General features: G+C 74.4%; 17 protein-coding genes. 6 read left to right on the top strand and 11 right to left on the bottom strand.

Annotation, left to right across the window (positions count from 1 at the left end):
• Position 1 precedes the first annotated feature (1 nt).
• From AMK25_RS08835 to AMK25_RS08820, 4 genes are all read left to right on the top strand, one after another.
• Positions 2-1,291 (top strand): sensor histidine kinase, encoded by a 1,290-nt coding sequence (locus AMK25_RS08835; RefSeq protein WP_073827629.1) that lies wholly within the window; start codon positions 2-4, stop codon positions 1,289-1,291.
• Entirely contained in the window at positions 1,288-1,965 is a 678-nt protein-coding gene (locus tag AMK25_RS08830; protein WP_073827628.1) for a response regulator, read from the top strand. Before AMK25_RS08835 ends, AMK25_RS08830 begins: the two co-directional genes overlap by 4 nt.
• Positions 1,966-2,046: 81 nt before the next feature.
• Positions 2,047-2,940, top strand: a complete 894-nt coding sequence (locus tag AMK25_RS08825) for an ABC transporter ATP-binding protein (protein WP_073827627.1) — start codon at positions 2,047-2,049, stop codon at positions 2,938-2,940.
• Positions 2,937-3,998 carry an ABC transporter permease gene (locus AMK25_RS08820; protein ID WP_073827626.1) on the top strand — a complete coding sequence of 354 codons (1,062 nt, stop codon included), beginning with the start codon at positions 2,937-2,939 and terminating at the stop codon, positions 3,996-3,998. The genes AMK25_RS08825 and AMK25_RS08820 overlap by 4 nt, the downstream gene beginning before the upstream one ends.
• 70 nt (positions 3,999-4,068) lie before the next feature.
• Here the strand turns inward: AMK25_RS08820 and AMK25_RS08815 are convergent, their stop codons facing one another.
• Complete coding sequence (locus tag AMK25_RS08815) at positions 4,069-4,818, bottom strand: YebC/PmpR family DNA-binding transcriptional regulator (RefSeq protein ID WP_073827625.1); 750 nt, start codon at positions 4,816-4,818, stop codon at positions 4,069-4,071.
• A gap of 230 nt (positions 4,819-5,048) precedes the next feature.
• Positions 5,049-5,345 carry a hypothetical protein gene (locus tag AMK25_RS08810; RefSeq protein ID WP_073827624.1) on the bottom strand — a complete coding sequence of 99 codons (297 nt, stop codon included), beginning with the start codon at positions 5,343-5,345 and terminating at the stop codon, positions 5,049-5,051.
• Positions 5,346-5,447: 102 nt separating this feature from the next.
• Between AMK25_RS08810 and AMK25_RS08805 the strand changes: the two genes are divergently transcribed.
• Positions 5,448-6,302 carry a helix-turn-helix transcriptional regulator gene (locus AMK25_RS08805; RefSeq protein WP_073827623.1) on the top strand — a complete coding sequence of 285 codons (855 nt, stop codon included), beginning with the start codon at positions 5,448-5,450 and terminating at the stop codon, positions 6,300-6,302.
• A gap of 21 nt (positions 6,303-6,323) precedes the next feature.
• Here AMK25_RS08805 and pdxT read toward each other — a convergent pair whose 3' ends face one another.
• The 6 genes from pdxT to pgsA all read right to left on the bottom strand — a co-directional run bounded on the left by pdxT (position 6,324) and on the right by pgsA (position 11,349).
• Positions 6,324-6,929, bottom strand: a complete 606-nt coding sequence (gene pdxT, locus AMK25_RS08800) for a pyridoxal 5'-phosphate synthase glutaminase subunit PdxT (protein ID WP_073827622.1) — start codon at positions 6,927-6,929, stop codon at positions 6,324-6,326.
• A gap of 73 nt (positions 6,930-7,002) precedes the next feature.
• The gene (gene pdxS / locus AMK25_RS08795; protein ID WP_073827621.1) at positions 7,003-7,914 is read right to left on the bottom strand and encodes a pyridoxal 5'-phosphate synthase lyase subunit PdxS; all 912 of its coding nucleotides are present in this window, start codon (positions 7,912-7,914) and stop codon (positions 7,003-7,005) included.
• Between the two features lie 125 nt (positions 7,915-8,039).
• The gene (locus tag AMK25_RS08790; protein WP_225980512.1) at positions 8,040-8,534 is read right to left on the bottom strand and encodes a hypothetical protein; all 495 of its coding nucleotides are present in this window, start codon (positions 8,532-8,534) and stop codon (positions 8,040-8,042) included.
• 92 nt (positions 8,535-8,626) lie between these two features.
• Positions 8,627-9,787, bottom strand: a complete 1,161-nt coding sequence (locus AMK25_RS08785; protein WP_073827619.1) for a glycosyltransferase family 4 protein — start codon at positions 9,785-9,787, stop codon at positions 8,627-8,629.
• Positions 9,788-9,799: 12 nt separating this feature from the next.
• On the bottom strand, positions 9,800-10,732 hold the full coding sequence (locus AMK25_RS08780) for a phosphatidylinositol mannoside acyltransferase (RefSeq protein WP_073827618.1): 933 nt from the start codon (positions 10,730-10,732) through the stop codon (positions 9,800-9,802).
• Positions 10,729-11,349: a phosphatidylinositol phosphate synthase gene (gene pgsA / locus AMK25_RS08775; protein WP_073827617.1), complete on the bottom strand. Its 621-nt coding sequence runs from the start codon at positions 11,347-11,349 to the stop codon at positions 10,729-10,731. The genes AMK25_RS08780 and pgsA overlap by 4 nt, the downstream gene beginning before the upstream one ends.
• A gap of 252 nt (positions 11,350-11,601) precedes the next feature.
• On the opposite strand from pgsA, the gene AMK25_RS08770 reads away from it, so the two are divergent.
• Positions 11,602-13,758 carry an elongation factor G-like protein EF-G2 gene (locus tag AMK25_RS08770; protein ID WP_073827616.1) on the top strand — a complete coding sequence of 719 codons (2,157 nt, stop codon included), beginning with the start codon at positions 11,602-11,604 and terminating at the stop codon, positions 13,756-13,758.
• Between the two features lie 122 nt (positions 13,759-13,880).
• On the opposite strand, the gene AMK25_RS08765 is transcribed toward AMK25_RS08770, so the two are convergent.
• The 3 genes from AMK25_RS08765 to AMK25_RS08755 all read right to left on the bottom strand — a co-directional run bounded on the left by AMK25_RS08765 (position 13,881) and on the right by AMK25_RS08755 (position 16,281).
• Positions 13,881-14,882, bottom strand: coding sequence for an aldo/keto reductase (locus AMK25_RS08765; RefSeq protein WP_198937488.1), 1,002 nt, complete (start codon positions 14,880-14,882; stop codon positions 13,881-13,883).
• A gap of 182 nt (positions 14,883-15,064) precedes the next feature.
• Complete coding sequence (locus AMK25_RS08760) at positions 15,065-15,688, bottom strand: CG0192-related protein (RefSeq protein WP_073827802.1); 624 nt, start codon at positions 15,686-15,688, stop codon at positions 15,065-15,067.
• A gap of 32 nt (positions 15,689-15,720) precedes the next feature.
• Entirely contained in the window at positions 15,721-16,281 is a 561-nt protein-coding gene (locus AMK25_RS08755; RefSeq protein ID WP_030504554.1) for an HIT family protein, read from the bottom strand.
• Positions 16,282-16,284: the final 3 nt, after the last annotated feature.

The raw sequence follows: 16,284 nt of genomic DNA, 5'->3' as shown, positions 1-16,284 counted from the left end.
GGTGAGCACCGCACCCACCACCGCCTGGCGCCGGCCGGCTCCCACGGCCGCGCAGTTCCGCGCCGACCTCTGGGTCGGGCTCGCGGTCACCGTGCTGGCCCTGTTCGAGCTGACCCTGGCGTACAGCACCGGGGCGTTCCTGCTCGGGCCGCCGCCGAGCGTCGCCGAGCAGATCTGGTGGACCATCGCGGTGACCGCCCCGCTGGCGGTACGGCGGCGGTGGCCCGCCACCGTCGCGGTGATCGTCGCCGTCGCCTTCGTCGCCGGGCAGGCGCGGGCGGTCCCGCTGGCGCAGCTCCCGTCGGGCGCGCTGTTCGCCGCCCTGTTCACGCTCGGCGCGTGGGGCGCCGACCGGCGGCTGGCCGGGCGGCTGCGGGCCGGCATCATCGTGGCGATGTTCGGCTGGCTCGCGCTGTCCCTCGCGCTGCGGGCCGACCAGATCTCGGCGGCCTCCTTCGCCGACGCCGCCGGCCCGGTGCCGCCGGTGCTCGCCGCCGTGGTCAACGGCGTGCTCTACAACGTGCTGTTCTTCGGGTTCGCCTACTACGCCGGGCAGACCGCCTGGGTGGCCGCGCGCCGCCGGCACGAGCTACGCGAGCAGGCCGAGCAACTGCGCCGGTCCCAGGCGGAGGCGCGCGAGCGCGCGGTGATGGGCGAGCGGGTCCGCATCGCCCGTGAGCTGCACGACGTGGTCGCCCACCACGTGTCGGTGATGGGCGTGCAGGCCGCCGCGTGCCGGCGCGTGTTCGACCGCGACCGGGACAAGGCGCGTACCGCCCTGGCCGCCATCGAGGAGACGGCCCGCACGTCGGTCGACGAGCTGCGCCGGATGCTCGGCGTGCTGCGCGACCCGGACGCCGCGGCCGGTACGGTCGCCGCGCCGGAGGACACCGCCGGCATCGACCAGGTCCGCGCGCTCGTCGACCGGGCCCGGGAGACCGGGCTGCGGGCCGACCTCGGGGTGTACGGGGAGCCCGTGCCGCTGCCGCGCTCGGTGTCGCAGGCGGCGTACCGGATCGTCCAGGAGGCGGTGACGAACGTGGTCAAGCACGCCCACGCCGCCACGCTCGACGTGCGCATCCGCTATCTGGCGAGGGAGTTGGAGATCGACGTGAGCGACGACGGACAGGGCGGCGCGCCGGCGGCCGGGACCGGGCTCGGCCTGATCGGCATGCGGGAGCGGGTCGCCGCGCACGGCGGTGAGGTGGAGGCCGGGCCGCGCCCCGGCGGCGGGTTCCGGGTCCGGGCCCGCATGCCGCTGCCGGTCGAGGCCGCCGGGCGGGCGGCGTGAGCGCGCCGGTACGGGTGCTGCTCGTCGACGACCAGCACCTGGTCCGGACCGGTTTCCGGGTCATCCTCGAAGTCGAGGACGACATCGAGGTGGTCGGCGAGGCCGCCGACGGGCAGCGCGCCGTGTCGATGGCGTCCGCGCTGCGGCCGGACGTGGTGCTGATGGACGTGGAGATGCCCGTCCTCGACGGGCTGGAGGCCACCCGCCGGATCACCGGCGACACGACGCCGGGCGGCCCGGCGGTGCTCATCCTCACCACGTTCGACAGGGACGACTACCTGTTCGCCGCGCTGCGCGCCGGGGCGAGCGGCTTCCTGCTGAAGAACGGCACGCCGGAGGACCTGGTCGAGGCGGTACGGGTGGTGGCGCGGGGCGAAGGGCTGATCGCGCCGGCGCTCACCCGGCGGGTGATCTCCACGTTCGCCCGGCCCGGCGCGGCGCCGCCGGACCCCCGGCACGACGCGGCGACGGCGGACCTGACCCCGCGCGAGCGGGAGGTGCTGGAACTGGTCGCGAGCGGGGCCAGCAACGCCGAGATCGCGGACGTCCTGCGTGTCGGCGAGGCGACGGTGAAGACCCACGTCAGCCGCGTGCTGGCCAAGCTCGGGCTGCGCGACCGGGTGCAGGCCGTGGTGTTCGCGTACGAGCACGGGGTGGTCCGGCCCGGCGGATGACGCCGGTCCGTCGCAGGGCGGACCACGTGATCGTCCCGCGGTGGGACGACGGCTGCGGGCGCCGGCCGTAGCGTCGGGATCATGACCAGCGTGCTCCGCCTCGACGGCGTCGACCGCAGCTTCGGCGGCCGTCAGGTGCTCAAAGACGTCTCCTTCGACGTGACCGCCGGGCGCATGACCGGATTCGTCGGCGGCAACGGCGCCGGCAAGACCACCACCATGCGCATCATCCTCGGCGTCCTCGCCCCGGACGCCGGGCAGGTCACGTGGCGGGGACACCGGCTCACCCGGGAGGACCGGAGCCGGTTCGGCTACATGCCCGAGGAACGCGGCCTCTACCCCAAGATGACGCCCCGCGAGCAGGTGGTCCACCTCGGCCGCCTGTACGGGCTGGACGCCGCCGGGGCCCGCCGCCGCACCGACGCGCTGCTGGAGCGGGTCGGTCTCGGTGAGCGGGCCGACGACCTGCTGGAGACGCTGTCGCTGGGCAACCAGCAGCGCGCGCAGATCGCCGCCGCGCTGGTGCACGACCCGGAGGTGCTGATCCTGGACGAGCCGTTCTCCGGACTCGACCCGCTCGCCGTCGACATGGTGGTGGCGGTGCTGCGGGAACGCGCCGCCGCCGGAGCGCCGGTGCTGTTCTCCAGCCACCAGCTCGACGTGGTGGAGCGGCTCTGCGACGACCTGGTGCTCATCGCCGGCGGGACGATCCGGGCTGCCGGCGCCCGCGAGGAGCTGCGCGCCGCGTACACCCTGCCCCGGTTCTCGCTCGTGGTCGACGGCGACGCCGGCTGGCTGCGCGACCAGCCCGGCGTGCGGCTGGTCGACCTCGACGGCGCGCGCGCCGTGTTCGAGGTGGACCCGCCCACCGACGACCAGGCGGTGCTGCGCGCGGCGCTGGCCCGCGGCCCGGTGCGCGCGTTCGGCCCGGTCACCCCGTCCCTCGCCGAGATCTTCCGAGAGGTCAACCAGTGAACACGTTCCAGGCCACCCGGCTGGTCGCGGCCCGCGAGATCAAGGTCAAGGTCCGCGACAAGACGTTCCTCTACAGCACGCTGATCTTCCTGCTGCTCGCCGTCGTCGCCACTGTGGTGCCGGCGATGCTGAGCAGCGGCCCGTCGACCGTGGCGGTCACCGCGGCCGGCGCCGAACCGCTGCGCGCGGCCGGGCTGGACGTCCTCGTGGTCGCCGACGACGGCGCCGCCGAGCAGGCGGTACGCGACGGCGACGCGGACGCCGCGGTGGTCACCGGTCCGGTCGTGGTCGCCGACGAGCGGGCCCCGGACGACGTGGTCTCCGCGCTCAGCGCGGCGCCGCAGGTACGGCTGCTGGACCCCGACGCGGTGGACCCGCTCGTCGCGTACCTGGTGCCGTTCGCGTTCGCGTTCGTCTTCTTCTTCATGTCCCAGACGTTCGGGTTGCAGATCGCGCAGAGCGTCACCGAGGAGAAGCAGACCCGGATCGTGGAGATCCTGGTGGCCGCAGTGCCGGCCCGGGCGCTGCTGGCCGGCAAGATCCTCGCCGCGGGGGCGCTGGCGCTGGGGCAGATCACCCTGATCGCGGCCGCCGCGCTGATCGGGATGCGCCTGACCGGCGGCGGTGAACTGCTGAGCCTGATCGCGCCCGCGGTCGGCTGGTTCGTGCCGTTCTTCCTGTGCGGCTTCCTGCTGCTGGCGGCGATGTGGGCGGCTGCCGGGGCGCTGGTGAACCGGCAGGAGGACATCGCGGGGGCGTCCACCCCGGTGCAGCTCGCGGTGATGGCGCCGTTCTTCGCCGTGGTGTTCCTCAACGACAACGCCACAGCGATGCGGGTCTTGTCGTACCTGCCGATCTCGTCGCCGACCGCGATGCCGGTACGGCTGTTCACCGGCGACGCGGCGACGTGGGAGCCGTTCGTGTCGCTGGCGCTGCTGCTGCTCGCGGCGGCCGGGTTCCTGCTCGCCGGGGCCCGGGTCTACGAGGGCTCGCTGCTGCGCACCAACGGGCGGACCTCGGTGCGGGCGGCGTGGCGGCAGCGCGAGCCGATCGGCTGACCGCCCGCAACGCCAAGCGCCGGCCACCCCCGCAGCGGGGGGGGCCGGCGCTCGGCACGTCGGGCCGGGGTCAGCCGACCGCGGCCATCACCTCGTCGGAGACGTCGAAGTTGGCGTAGACGTTCTGCACGTCGTCGCAGTCCTCCAGCACGTCGATCAGCTTGAAGATCTTGCGCGCGCCCTCCTCGTCCAGCGGCACGTTCACGCTGGGGATGAGGGAGGACTCGGCCGACTCGTACTCGATGCCGGCGTCCTGCAGCGCGGTGCGGACCGCGATCAGGTCGCCCGGCTCGGAGACCACCTCGTACGCCTCACCGAGGTCGTTGACCTCCTCGGCGCCCGCGTCGAGCACTGCCATCATCACGTCGTCCTCGGTCGTGCCGCCCTTGGGGACGATCACCACGCCCTTGCGGGAGAACATGTACGACACCGAGCCCGCGTCGGCCAGCGAGCCGCCGTTGCGGGTCAGCGCGGTACGCACCTCGGTGGCGGCACGGTTGCGGTTGTCGGTGAGGCACTCGATCAGCATCGCCACGCCGCTCGGGCCGTAACCCTCGTACATGATCGTCTGCCAGTCGGCGCCGCCGGCCTCCAGGCCGGAGCCGCGCTTGACCGCGCGGTCGATGTTGTCGTTCGGAACCGAGTTCTTCTTCGCCTTCTGGATGGCGTCGTAGAGAGTCGGGTTGCCGGCCGGGTCGCCGCCGCCGGTACGTGCGGCCACCTCGACGTTCTTGATCAGCTTGGCGAACATCTTGCCGCGCTTGGCGTCGATGACCGCCTTCTTGTGCTTGGTCGTCGCCCACTTTGAGTGGCCGGACATCTGTTACCTCCGTTGCTACCCGCCGTCTGCATCGACCGCACCGCACACGCCCCGCTCCCCCGCCGGCGCACGTCGAGGTGCTGTGATCTTCGCTGGGAGCCGCGGCGGGCTGATGGCCCTGCCGAATCTCGGCAATCCTACCGGCGGCGGGCGGTCGGCTGTCACGCGCCGCACGGCAGCGGCCCGCCCCAGACCGCCCGAACCGGCGCAACCAGGGACGGACCGGTCACTCATTCTCCGAAGCCGTACGACAGCGCCACCGTCGGCTCGAACGTCTCCCGTTCCTCGCAGCGCTCCTCCAGCCCTGCCCGGTAACGCCGGAACGACTCCAGCCCGGGCAGCGGCCCGGGCAGCTCCGGCGCCGTGGCCACCTCGACGAAGCTGCGTTCGTCGTCGAGCCGGTACGAGACGTAGCGGAAACCGGACGGGCGCAGCCGGGCCAGCTCGTCGTGGACGGCGCGCAGCAGGCGCAGGTGCTCGGTCAGGCGCTCCGGGCGGACCCGGTAGCGGATCAGGATCATCCTCATGCCGGGAATCGTCCGTCCGGTCGCCGCCGGGCCGGGAGACCGGCGCGAGGCTGGCCCTGCCGGGGCCACCCGGCGGCCCGCCGCCGGTGCGAGACTGGGCCGATGATGGACGGCGAGCTGGGGGCGTTTCTGCGCAGCCGCCGGGAGGCGCTGCGCCCGGCCGACGTGGGGCTTCCGTCGGGTCCGCGCCGCCGCACGCCCGGTCTGCGCCGGGCGGAGCTGGCGACGCTGGCCCAGGTCAGCGTCGAGTACCTGACCCGGCTGGAGCAGGGGCGCGACACCCGGCCCTCGCCGGAGATCCTCGCGGCGCTCGCCGACGCCCTGCTCCTCGACGACGCCGACCGGGACCACCTGCACCAGCTCGCGACCGTCGGCCACAGCCGGCACCTGTGCCCGCACGAACGGACGTCCGTCGCCCGCGCCGTCCGCCCGACGGTCCGGGCCGTACTCGACGGGCTGCGGGACACCCCGGCGTACGTCGTCAACCAGCTCAGCGACGTGCTGGCCTGGAACGACGCGTTCGAGCGGCTGGGCGGGCCGCTCGGTCTGCTCGACGGCAGCCCGCCGAACCTGCTCTGGTTCACCTTCGCCGACGAGCGTGCCCGCGACCACTTCCCGCAGTGGGCGGAACTGGCCGACCAGCAGGTCGCCGAGCTGCACCGGCTGCGGCGGGGCGACCCGGTCGCGGACGCGTTCGCCGAGCGGCTGGCCCGCACCGTGGGCGCGCCGTTCACCGACAGGTGGCGGCGGCGTCCGGTGGCCGCGCCGCGTACCGGCGTGCGTGGGCTGCGGCACCCGCAGGCCGGTCCGTTGCGGCTGGCCTACGAGACGCTGGAGCTGGCCGACGCCGCGCACCAGCGCATCGTCGTCCACCTGCCCGCCGACGCCGCCTCCGCGTCCGCCCTGGACGGGCTGCTCGGCCGGCGACCCGGTCGGCTGCGCGCCGTCGCGGGCTGACGGCCCGGGTGCGTCGTCCGATCAGGACGTGGCCCGGACCAGCTCCACGAAGTGGCGGTGCAGGCGCAGGTCGCCGGTCAGCTCCGGATGGAACGAGGTGGCCAGCAGGTTGCCCTGCCGTACCGCGACGATCCGGTCCGCGGCCGGGCCGCCTGTCACCCGGCCGAGCACCTCGACGTCCGGGCCGACCCGCTCGACCCAGGGCGCGCGGATGAACACGGCGTGGAACGGGCCGCCGTCGACGCCGGTGAGCGTCACCGGCGCCTCGAACGAGTCGACCTGACGGCCGAACGCGTTGCGCCGCACCGTCATGTCGACCCCGGCGAAGCCGCGCTGGTCGGGGCGGCCGTCCAGCACCTGCGCGGCCAGCATGATCATGCCGGCGCAGGAGCCGTAGACCGGCATGCCGGCGGCGATCCGCTTGTCGATCGGCTCGCGCATCTCGAAGATGTCCACCAGCTTGCTGATCGTGGTCGACTCGCCGCCGGGCACCACCAGCGCGTCGACCGCGTCCAGCTCGCCGGGGCGCCGCACCGGCCGGGCGTCGGCGCCCGCGCCGGTCAGCGCCGCGACGTGCTCGCGTACGTCGCCCTGAAGCGCGAGCACGCCGATCACCGGTCCGGCCACGATGTTCCTTCCGGGGTGTTAACAAGGGGCCCCGCCTCTACCGGGGGCGTTAACAGGGGGCCCTTCCTTGCACTCACCAGCCGCGCTCGGCGAGGCGGTGCGGCTGGGGGATCTCGTCGACGTTGATGCCGACCATCGCCTCGCCCAGCCCGCGCGACACCTTGGCCAGCACGTCCGGGTCGTCGTGGAACGTGGTCGCCTTGACGATCGCGGCGGCCCGCTGCGCCGGGTTGCCGGACTTGAAGATGCCCGAGCCGACGAAGACGCCCTCGGCGCCGAGCTGCATCATCATGGCCGCGTCGGCAGGGGTCGCGATGCCGCCCGCGGTGAACAGCACGACTGGCAGCTTGCCCTGCTCGGCGATCTCCTTGACCAGCTCGTACGGGGCCTGCAGCTCCTTGGCCGCGACGTACAGCTCGTCGTCGGGCAGCGACTGGAGCCGGCGGATCTCCTGCCGGATCTTGCGCATGTGGGTGGTGGCGTTGGAGACGTCCCCGGTGCCCGCCTCACCCTTCGAGCGGATCATGGCGGCGCCCTCGGTGATCCGGCGCAGCGCCTCGCCCAGGTTCGTCGCCCCGCACACGAACGGGACGGTGAACGCCCACTTGTCGATGTGGTTGGCGTAGTCGGCCGGGGTCAGCACCTCGGACTCGTCGACGTAGTCGACGCCGAGCGCCTGGAGGATCTGCGCCTCGACGAAGTGGCCGATGCGGGCCTTGGCCATCACCGGGATCGAGACGGCCTGGATGATGCCGTCGATCATGTCCGGGTCGCTCATCCGGGACACGCCGCCCTGCGCGCGGATGTCGGCCGGCACCCGCTCCAGCGCCATCACCGCCACCGCGCCGGCGTCCTCGGCGATCTTCGCCTGCTCGGCGGTGACCACGTCCATGATCACACCACCCTTGAGCATCTCGGCCATGCCGCGCTTGACGCGGGCGGTGCCGACGGTTGTGGCGGGGGTCGGGGCTGCGGACTCAGACACGGGACATCGCTCCTCGGCGTGCTCGGGAGGTGACTGCGCAGGAATGCTACGACCGTCCCGGCGCCGCTCCGAGCGCCAATCGAACCCCCGGTGGCCTGCCGTGTGGCCCCCGTCACGACCGCCGGTCAGCCGGTGGTCACGTCCGCCGGGGAGGCCAGCGTCGGGTCGTCGATGTCGAAGTAGCGGGGCCACTCCCGGCCCCGCCCCATCCGGAACAGCCGCACCACCGGACGCCCTCGCGCCGAGCGGGCGTCGCGGACCAGGTCGGTGTGCACCTGCCGGGCCAGCGCCAGCCGGCGGCTCGCCGCGATCACCGCCGCGCAGCCCGGGTCGTCCGGGTCCAGCCGCACCGCCCGCAACTGCCGGGTCAGGTCGTTCTCGGCCGCCTCACGCTCCTCCGGGGCGGCGTCGAGCGCGATCCGGGCGGCGGCGTACAGCTCCACGCCGTACCGCTGCTCGGCCAGGACCGCGGCGGCGGCCGCGCGGCGCAGCAGGTGCGCCTCCAGCGCGCGGGCCGCCGAGTCCGCGCGGACCTGCAGCCGCTGCACCCGGCCGGAGGTCCAGATCAGGTACGCCGAGACCACCCCGACTACCAGGACGGCGCCCACCACCCACCACATGCCCGGCATCGTAGTGCTGCTCCTCATCCCGCCCGGCCGGCGCGGGGCACCGGTCGACGCGCTCGTCACAGCGGCCGCACCGGCCACCGAAGTCAGCCCAGTCCCGCCCACTCCTGGTCCATGACCCGGCCGTCGGTGGCCTCGATCGCGGCTGCGTATACCTCCAGAACGCGGCGGGCAACCACGGGCCAGTCGAAATTCGCCACCACCTGGTCGCCGCAGGCGGTCAGCCCGGCCCGCAGGCCGGCGTCGTCCAGCAGCTCGGACAACGCGACGCCGAGCGCGGCCGCGTCGCCGGTCGGGAACAGCCGCCCGGCCCGCCCGCCGTCGAGCACCCGGCGGAACGCGTCCAGGTCGCTCGCGACCACTGTCGTCCCGGCGGCGAGCGCCTCGGTGAGGATCATCCCGAATGATTCCCCGCCGGTGTTCGGTGCGACGTACAGGTGCGCGCTGCGCAGCATGCGTGCCTTGTCCGCCTCGGAGACCAGGCCGAGGAACGTGACCCGGTCCCGCAGGTCGGCCGGGAACCGCCCGTACAGCTCGTCGGCGTCGCCCGGCCCGGCGACCAGCAGCCGCAGCCCGGGACGCCGCGGGGCGAGCGCCACGAACGCGTCGCGCAGGATCGGGAAGCCCTTGCGCGGCTCGGTGAACCGGCCGAGGAAGCCCAGCGTGCCGCCCGTGCCCGGGGCGCACTCCCCCGGCCAGCCCGGCAGCGGCGGCACCCCGGCGAACTTCGCCACCGCCACCCCGTTGGGGATCTCCACCGCGCCGCCGTCCATGTGCTCGACCTGCACCTTGCGGGCCAGCGCGCTCACCGCGATCCGGGCGGTGATCCGCTCCAGCACGATCTGGAGCGCGCCCTGCGCGGCCGACAGCACCCGGGAGCGGGTCATCGCGGTGTGGAAGGTCGCCACCACCGGACCGCGGGCGCAGAGCACCGCAAGCATCGACAGGCTCGGGGTGAGCGGCTCGTGCACGTGCAGCACGTCGAAGTCGCCCCGGGTGATCCAGCGCCGCACCCGGGCCGTGGAGACCGGGCCGAACGCGATCCGGGCCACCGACCCGTTGTACGGCAGCGGCACCGCCCGGCCGGCCGACACCACGTACGGCGGCAGCGCCGAGTCCTCGTCGGCCGGCGCCAGCACGCTCACCTCGTGGCCGAGCCCGAGCAGCGCCTCGGCCAGGTCCATGACGTGGTTCTGCACCCCGCCCGGCACGTCGAACGAGTACGGGCACACGATGCCGATACGCACTGCGCCCTCCCCCTAGACCGTCCCGGTGATGGCCGGCGGCTGCGCCGGCGTTGGCGCACCGTCCCGGCCCTGGTCCAGCCACATCCGCTGCAACATGTGCCAGTCTTGCGGATGCCGGGCGATGCCCGCCGCCAGACCGTCGGCAATCCGCTGGGTCACCACGCGGACCCGCGCGTCCAGCGGGGCGCTGTCCGGGTCCGGCAGCGGCAGCGGGCCTTCGAGCGAGGCGCACGCCGCGTCCGGCTCGTACCACATCGAGGCCACGTAGAGCGGCGCGCCGGTACGGATGGCGAGCAGCGCCGGGCCGGCCGGCATCCGGGTCCGCGCGCCGAAGAAGTCGACCTCCACGCCCCGGGCCGACAGGTCCCGGTCGGCCAGCAGCGGCACCACGTAACCGGCGCGCAGCCGGTCCACCAGCACGTCGAACGCGGGCCGCGGACCGCCGGTGTTGGGCAGGATCTCCATCCCCAGCCCTTCCCGGAACGTCACGAACCGCTCGTAGACGCCCTTCGGGAGCCGCTCCGCCACAGTGGTCATCGGCCAGCCGGTTGCCGCCACCCAGGCGCCGGCCGCGTCCCAGTTCCCGGCGTGCGGCAGCGCCACCACGGCGCCCCGCCCGGCCGCCACGTCGGCGGCGAGCATCTCCTGCCCGTCCAGGCGGAACCCGGCGAGGATCTCCGCCCGGCTCAGGCCGGGCAGCCGGAACGCCTCCATCCAGTAGCGGGCGTACGAGCGCAGCCCGGCGCGCACCAACGCGTCCAGCTCCGCGTCGGGCAGCTCCGGGCCGACCACCCGGCGCAGGTTGGCGCGCAACCGGCGCGTACCCCCGCCGTCCTTGCGGTGGGCGCGGTCGGCGCCCGCCCGGAAGGCCGCGGCCGCGACGGGCCGGGGCAGCGCGCGGATCAGGCGCCAGCCCGCGACGAAGCCCGCCTCGGTGAGGTTCACTCGACGCCGACCCGCTGGGCCTGGCGGTACACGTGGGCCATCCGCTGCCCGACGGTGAAGATCGAGACGGCGGCGAGCAGCCAGAGCGCGATCTCCAGCGCGAGCGGTACGCCGACGCCGGCGAGGATGCCGCCCACCCCGACGATGAGCAGGCGCTCCGTGCGTTCGGCGATGCCCACGTTGCAGGTCATCCCGAGGCCCTCGGCGCGGGCCTTGACGTAGGAGACCAGCCCGCCCGCGGCCAGGCAGATCAGCGCCGCCGCCACGCCCGAGTAGTCGTGCTCGGTGGCCAGCCAGTACGCGACGGCGCCGAACACCGCGCTGTCGGCGACCCGGTCCATGCTCGAGTCGAGGAACGCCCCGAACCGGGTGGACCCGCCGCTCATCCGCGCCATCGTGCCGTCGAGCAGGTCGGTGAGGGCGAAGACCGTGACGATCAGCGCGCCGGCGACCAGATGGCCGCGCGCGCCGAAGCCGAGCGCGCCGATGAGCACGCCGACGGTGCCGGTCACGGTGACCGCGTTGGGGGACACGCCCGCACGCAGCAGCGTACGGGCGATCGGCTCCACGACGCGGGTCATGCCCGCGCGGGCCGTCACTTGGAAGATCTTCGCCATGGCGGTCCCACGATAACGGCCCGCAACCGCCGGGGACACAGCCGGGCGCACGACCCGCCCGACGGCCCTTGTGCCCGCACCCGCGCGGGTGTGAGATCGAGCCAGGAGGTGAGCCGGATCACCGGATCACCGGTCCGCGTTCCCGGCCAGCATGAGATCACCGGAAGATATCGCCGCGGCGCCCGTCCCGGGTCCGCTCCCCCGTCGCCCGCGGCGGTCGCCACCACCACCGGTTGAGGGAGGTGCGCCGCGATGGCGCAGAAGAACGAGAAGGGTGTCACCGGCGGCGCGCCGGTGGTGACCGAGCCCGGCAGGGTTCGCAACGTGGTGCTCGTCGGGCACTCCGGCGCCGGCAAGACGACTCTCGTCGAGGCGCTGCTGGCGGCAAGCGGCACGATCAGCCGGGCCGGCGCCGTCACCGAGGGCACCACGGTCTGCGACCACGACCCCGCCGCCGTACGGCAGCAGCGCTCGGTGAGCCTGGCCTGCGCGCCGCTGACGCACCGCGACGTCAAGGTCAACCTGCTGGACACGCCGGGCTACGGCGACTTCGTCGGCGAGCTGCGCGCCGGGCTGCGCGCCGCCGACGCGGCGCTGTTCGTGGTCTCCGCCGTCGACGGCATGGACGCCGCCACCGCCGCCCTCTGGGAGGAGTGCGCCGCCGTCGACATGCCGCGCGCGGTCGCGGTCTCCCGGCTGGACCACCCGCGCGCCGACTTCGACGAGGCGGTGGCGCTGTGCCAGCGGGTATTCGGCGACAACGTGCTCCCGCTCTACCTGCCCATGCTCGGCGACGACGGCGAGTCGGTGGCCGGCCTGATGGGCCTGATCACCCGCCGGGTGTACGACTACTCCGCCGGGCTGCCGCCGGAGGTGCGCGAGCCGGACCCGCAGCACCTGCCGGCCATCCAGGAGTCCCGCGACGAGCTGATCGAGGGGATCATCGCGGAGAGCGAGGACGAGACCCTGATGGACCGCTACCTCGGCGGTGAGGAGATCGACCCCGAGGTGCTCATCACCGACCTGGAGACGGCTGTCGCCCGCGGCCACTTCTACCCGGTGGTGCCGGTCTGCGCGGAGACCGGCGTCGGCCTGGACGCGCTGCTCGACGGCCTGGTCGCGGCGTTCCCGTCCCCGCTGGAGCACGACCTGCCGGCGGTCACCGGGGTGGACGGCTCCCCCCGCCCGCCGCTGACCTGCGACCCGGACGGCCCGCTCGTCGCCGAGGTGGTCAAGACGACAGTCGACCGGCACGTCGGGCGGGTCTCGCTGGTCCGGGTCTTCTCCGGCACGCTCCGCCCCGACCAGGTGATCCACGTGTCAGGTCACGGCATGGCCGAGCGCGGCCACCCCGACCACGACGCCGACGAGCGGGTCGGTCACGTCTACACCCCGCTGGGCGCGACGCTGCGCGAGGTGGCCGCCTGTGTCGCGGGCGACCTGTGCGCGATCACCAAGTCGGGCAGCGCGGAGACCGGCGACACCATCTCGGCCAAGGACGACCCGCTGCTGATCGCGCCCTGGGAGATGCCCGAGCCGCTGCTGCCGGTGGCGATCGTGGCGCGCAGCCGGGCCGACGAGGACGCGCTGGCCCGCAACCTGTCCCGGCTGGTCGCCGGGGACCCGACGCTGCGGCTGGAACGCAACGCGGAGACCCACCAGCTGGTGCTCTGGTGCATGGGCGAGGCGCACGCCGACGTGGTGCTGGACCGGCTGCGCGGCGGCGGGGTCGAGCTGGACACCGAGCCGGTCCGGGTGCCGCTGCGCGAAACGTTCACCGCCGCCGCGCGCGGGCACGGGCGGCACGTCAAGCAGTCCGGCGGCCACGGCCAGTACGCGGTCTGCGACATCGAGGTGGAGCCGCTGCCCCGGGGCGCCGGCTTCGAGTTCGTCGACCGGGTGGTCGGCGGCGCGGTCCCGCACAACTACATCCCGTCGGTGGAGAAGGGTGTACGGGCGCAGATGGAACGCGGGCTGGTCGCCGGCTGCCCGGTGGTGGACCTGCGGGTGACGCTCGTCGACGGGAAGGCGCACAGCGTCGACTCCTCCGACGCGGCGTTCCAGACCGCCGGCGCGCTGGCGCTGCGCGACGCCGCCGAGAAGGGCCAGCCCACGCTGCTGGAGCCGGTGGACGAGATCACCGTGCGGGTGCCGGACTCGTCGGTCGGCGCGGTGATGGGCGACCTGTCCGGGCGGCGCGGCCGGGTGCTCGGCACCGAGCCGGACCCGGAGGCCGAGGGCCGCACGCTGGTCCGCGCCGAGGTGCCCGCGACAGAGTTGCTGCGATACGCGGTAGAGCTGCGCTCGATGACCGCCGGCACCGGCACGTTCCGCCGCGAGTTCGCCCGCCACGAGCCGATGCCCGCCCACCTGGCCGACCAGGCCCGCAAGGAGTCCACCACCCGCTGACCCCCGCCCCCGCCCCCGCCCTGCCCTCTCGGCGGCGATCTTGCACTTGCGGCCCTCGCAAGGTGGGCATTCCGGTCATCTCAGGGGCCACAACCGCAAGATCGGCGCCGAGAGGGCAGGGGTCAGGGGCGGACGGCGGGGACCGGGGGCATCGGCCAGTACGGGCGGTCGGCGTCCCGGAGGGCGGCCGAGCGTACCGCCGCCAACTGCCGCTCCACCTCGGCGAAGTGGTCCGGGGCGAGCGGTCCCCAAGCCAGCGCTGCCGCGTTCTCCTCGACCTGGGCGACGGTACGGGCCCCGGGGATCGGCACGGCGCGGTCGCTGCGCGCCCAGATCCACCCGATCGCCCCCTGCGCGAGCGTACGGCCGTCGGCGGTCAGCGCGTCGCGGACGGCGGCGACCCGGCGCAGCCACTCCGGCGCGGGCCGGCCGCTGCGGAACCACTCCAGCCAGGTCGGCCCGAGTCCGCGTACGTCGTCGCGGGGAAGCGTCGACGCCGGCGTGTACTTGCCGGTGAGCAGTCCCATCCCGAGCGGCCCCCGGGCCAGGCTGGCCAGGTCGTGCTTGTCGCAGGCGTCCAGCATGGCGGGGGCGTCCCGGAGCACCGACAGCGCGTGCTGTACGGCGGCGGCACCCCGGGCGACCTGCGCGAACGCGGCGGCCCGATCGGCCCGGTCGGTGCTCCATCCGTACGCCCGGATCAGGCCGTCGTCCGTCAGGTCGTCGAGCGTGCCGATGAGCGCCTCGGCCCGGGGCAGCGGCAGGTCGCCGAGGTGCAGTTGATAGAGGTCGATGTGGTCGGTGCCGAGCCGGCGCAGTGAGTCGGTCACCGCCCGGCGCAGGTAGTGCGGCGAGGCGTTCTCCCCGGTTGCCTGCCGGGCGCTCTCGTCGAACGTGTAGCCGAACTTCGTGGCGATCACGGCCTCGTCGCGCCGCCCGGCGAGCGCCCGGCCGAGCACCCGCTCGCCGTGCCCGGCGCCGTACGTGTCGGCGGTGTCGAACAGCGTGACGCCGAGGTCGAGCGCGCGGCGGACGGCACGTACCGACTCGTCGTCGTCGACCTGACCCCAGCCCAGCGGGCGGGCGCCCTCGGCCCAGGGGCCGCCGATCGCCCAGCACCCCATGCCGAGGGCGCTCACCTCGATGCCGCTGCGCCCCAACTGTCGCTTGTCGACTGCCACCGCCGCATCCTGTCATCTTCCGGGCGGCCGCGGGCCGGTTCCAGGCTCCTGAGTACGGTCACGGTCACGCCCCGTGACGGCAGGAGGTGGGCGGTCGCGGTGAACGCCGCAGCCGGGGCGAGCCGTCAGCGCGCGTAGGCCAGCAGTACCGGCTCGTCCTGGCCCGGCCAGGTGCCGGCGAGGCCGCCCGCCGCCGGAACGTCGGCCGGTACGGGCCGCCGGACCACCGCCAGTTCGACGTCCCCCACCCGGACCACCGTCACGCCGTCGTCACCCGGACCGGCCGAAACCGGACCCGTCGGCACCGGACGGCCGGTACGGCTGCCGGTCAGCGTCATGCTCGCCGGGCGCGCCTCCCGCTTCCCGTCGACCTCGAAGTACTCCTCGGCCTGCCCGGCGTCGGCGAGCACGGCGGCGGCCAGCAGCGGCGGGTACACCGGGTCGCCGCAGGCGTCGTACGCCCAGCGGCGGCCGAGCACCGAGTGCTCGATGACGCCCACCAGGTGCTCGTCCGCCCCGGCCAGCGGCGCGCCCCGGTAGGTCAGCGGCACCTGGAGCACCGGGCCGTCACCGGCGCGCACGAGCAGCGTCTCGACGCCCACCTCACCGGCCGGGTCGTCGAACCGGTACGCCGCGACGCGGCTGACCGGCGCGCCCGCCTCGCCGGCGAACCACTGCCGCCCGGGCAGCCAGCCGGCGAGCAGTTCCAGTTTCGAGGGGCGCAGTTCCGCGCGGTGCAGGAGAGCCATGCGCGAGATCGTACTGTCGGGGCGGGCCGCCGTCAGGCCGCCGCCCACGCCTTGGCCAGCAACTCCCGGGTGTCGGCGAGGAGCTGGGGCAGCACCTTGGTGCGGCCGATCACCGGCATGAAGTTGGCGTCGCCGCCCCAGCGCGGCACCACGTGCTGGTGCAGGTGCGCGGCGATGCCCGCGCCGGCCACGCCGCCCTGGTTCATGCCGAGGTTGAAGCCGTGCGCGCTGGAGACGTGCCGGACGACCCGCATGGCGGCCTTGGTGAACGCGGCCAGCTCGACCGTCTCCGGCTCGTCCAGCTCGGTGTAGTCGGCCACGTGCCGGTAGGGGCAGATCAGCAGGTGGCCGGGGTTGTACGGGTAGAGGTTGAGCACCGCGAAGACGTGCTCACCGCGTGCCACCACCAGGCTCTCCTCGGCGGGCAGCCCGGGCGCCAGGCAGAACGGGCAGCCGGCCGGCTTCTCGTACCCGCCCTCGGGCCGGTCCTCGCCGGAGATGTAGGTCATCCGGTGCGGCGTCCAGAGCCGGTCCAGCCCGTCCGCCAGACCGTTGTCGCCGCCGTACCCGGTGTCCCGCTCCGCCCCTGTCACACC

This window comes from Micromonospora sp. TSRI0369 (assembly GCF_001905625.1).
GTDB classification, from domain to species: domain Bacteria; phylum Actinomycetota; class Actinomycetes; order Mycobacteriales; family Micromonosporaceae; genus Micromonospora; species Micromonospora echinospora_A.
The sequence above is the reverse complement of the archived record's forward strand: the minus strand, read 5'-3'. Positions and strand labels throughout refer to the sequence as shown.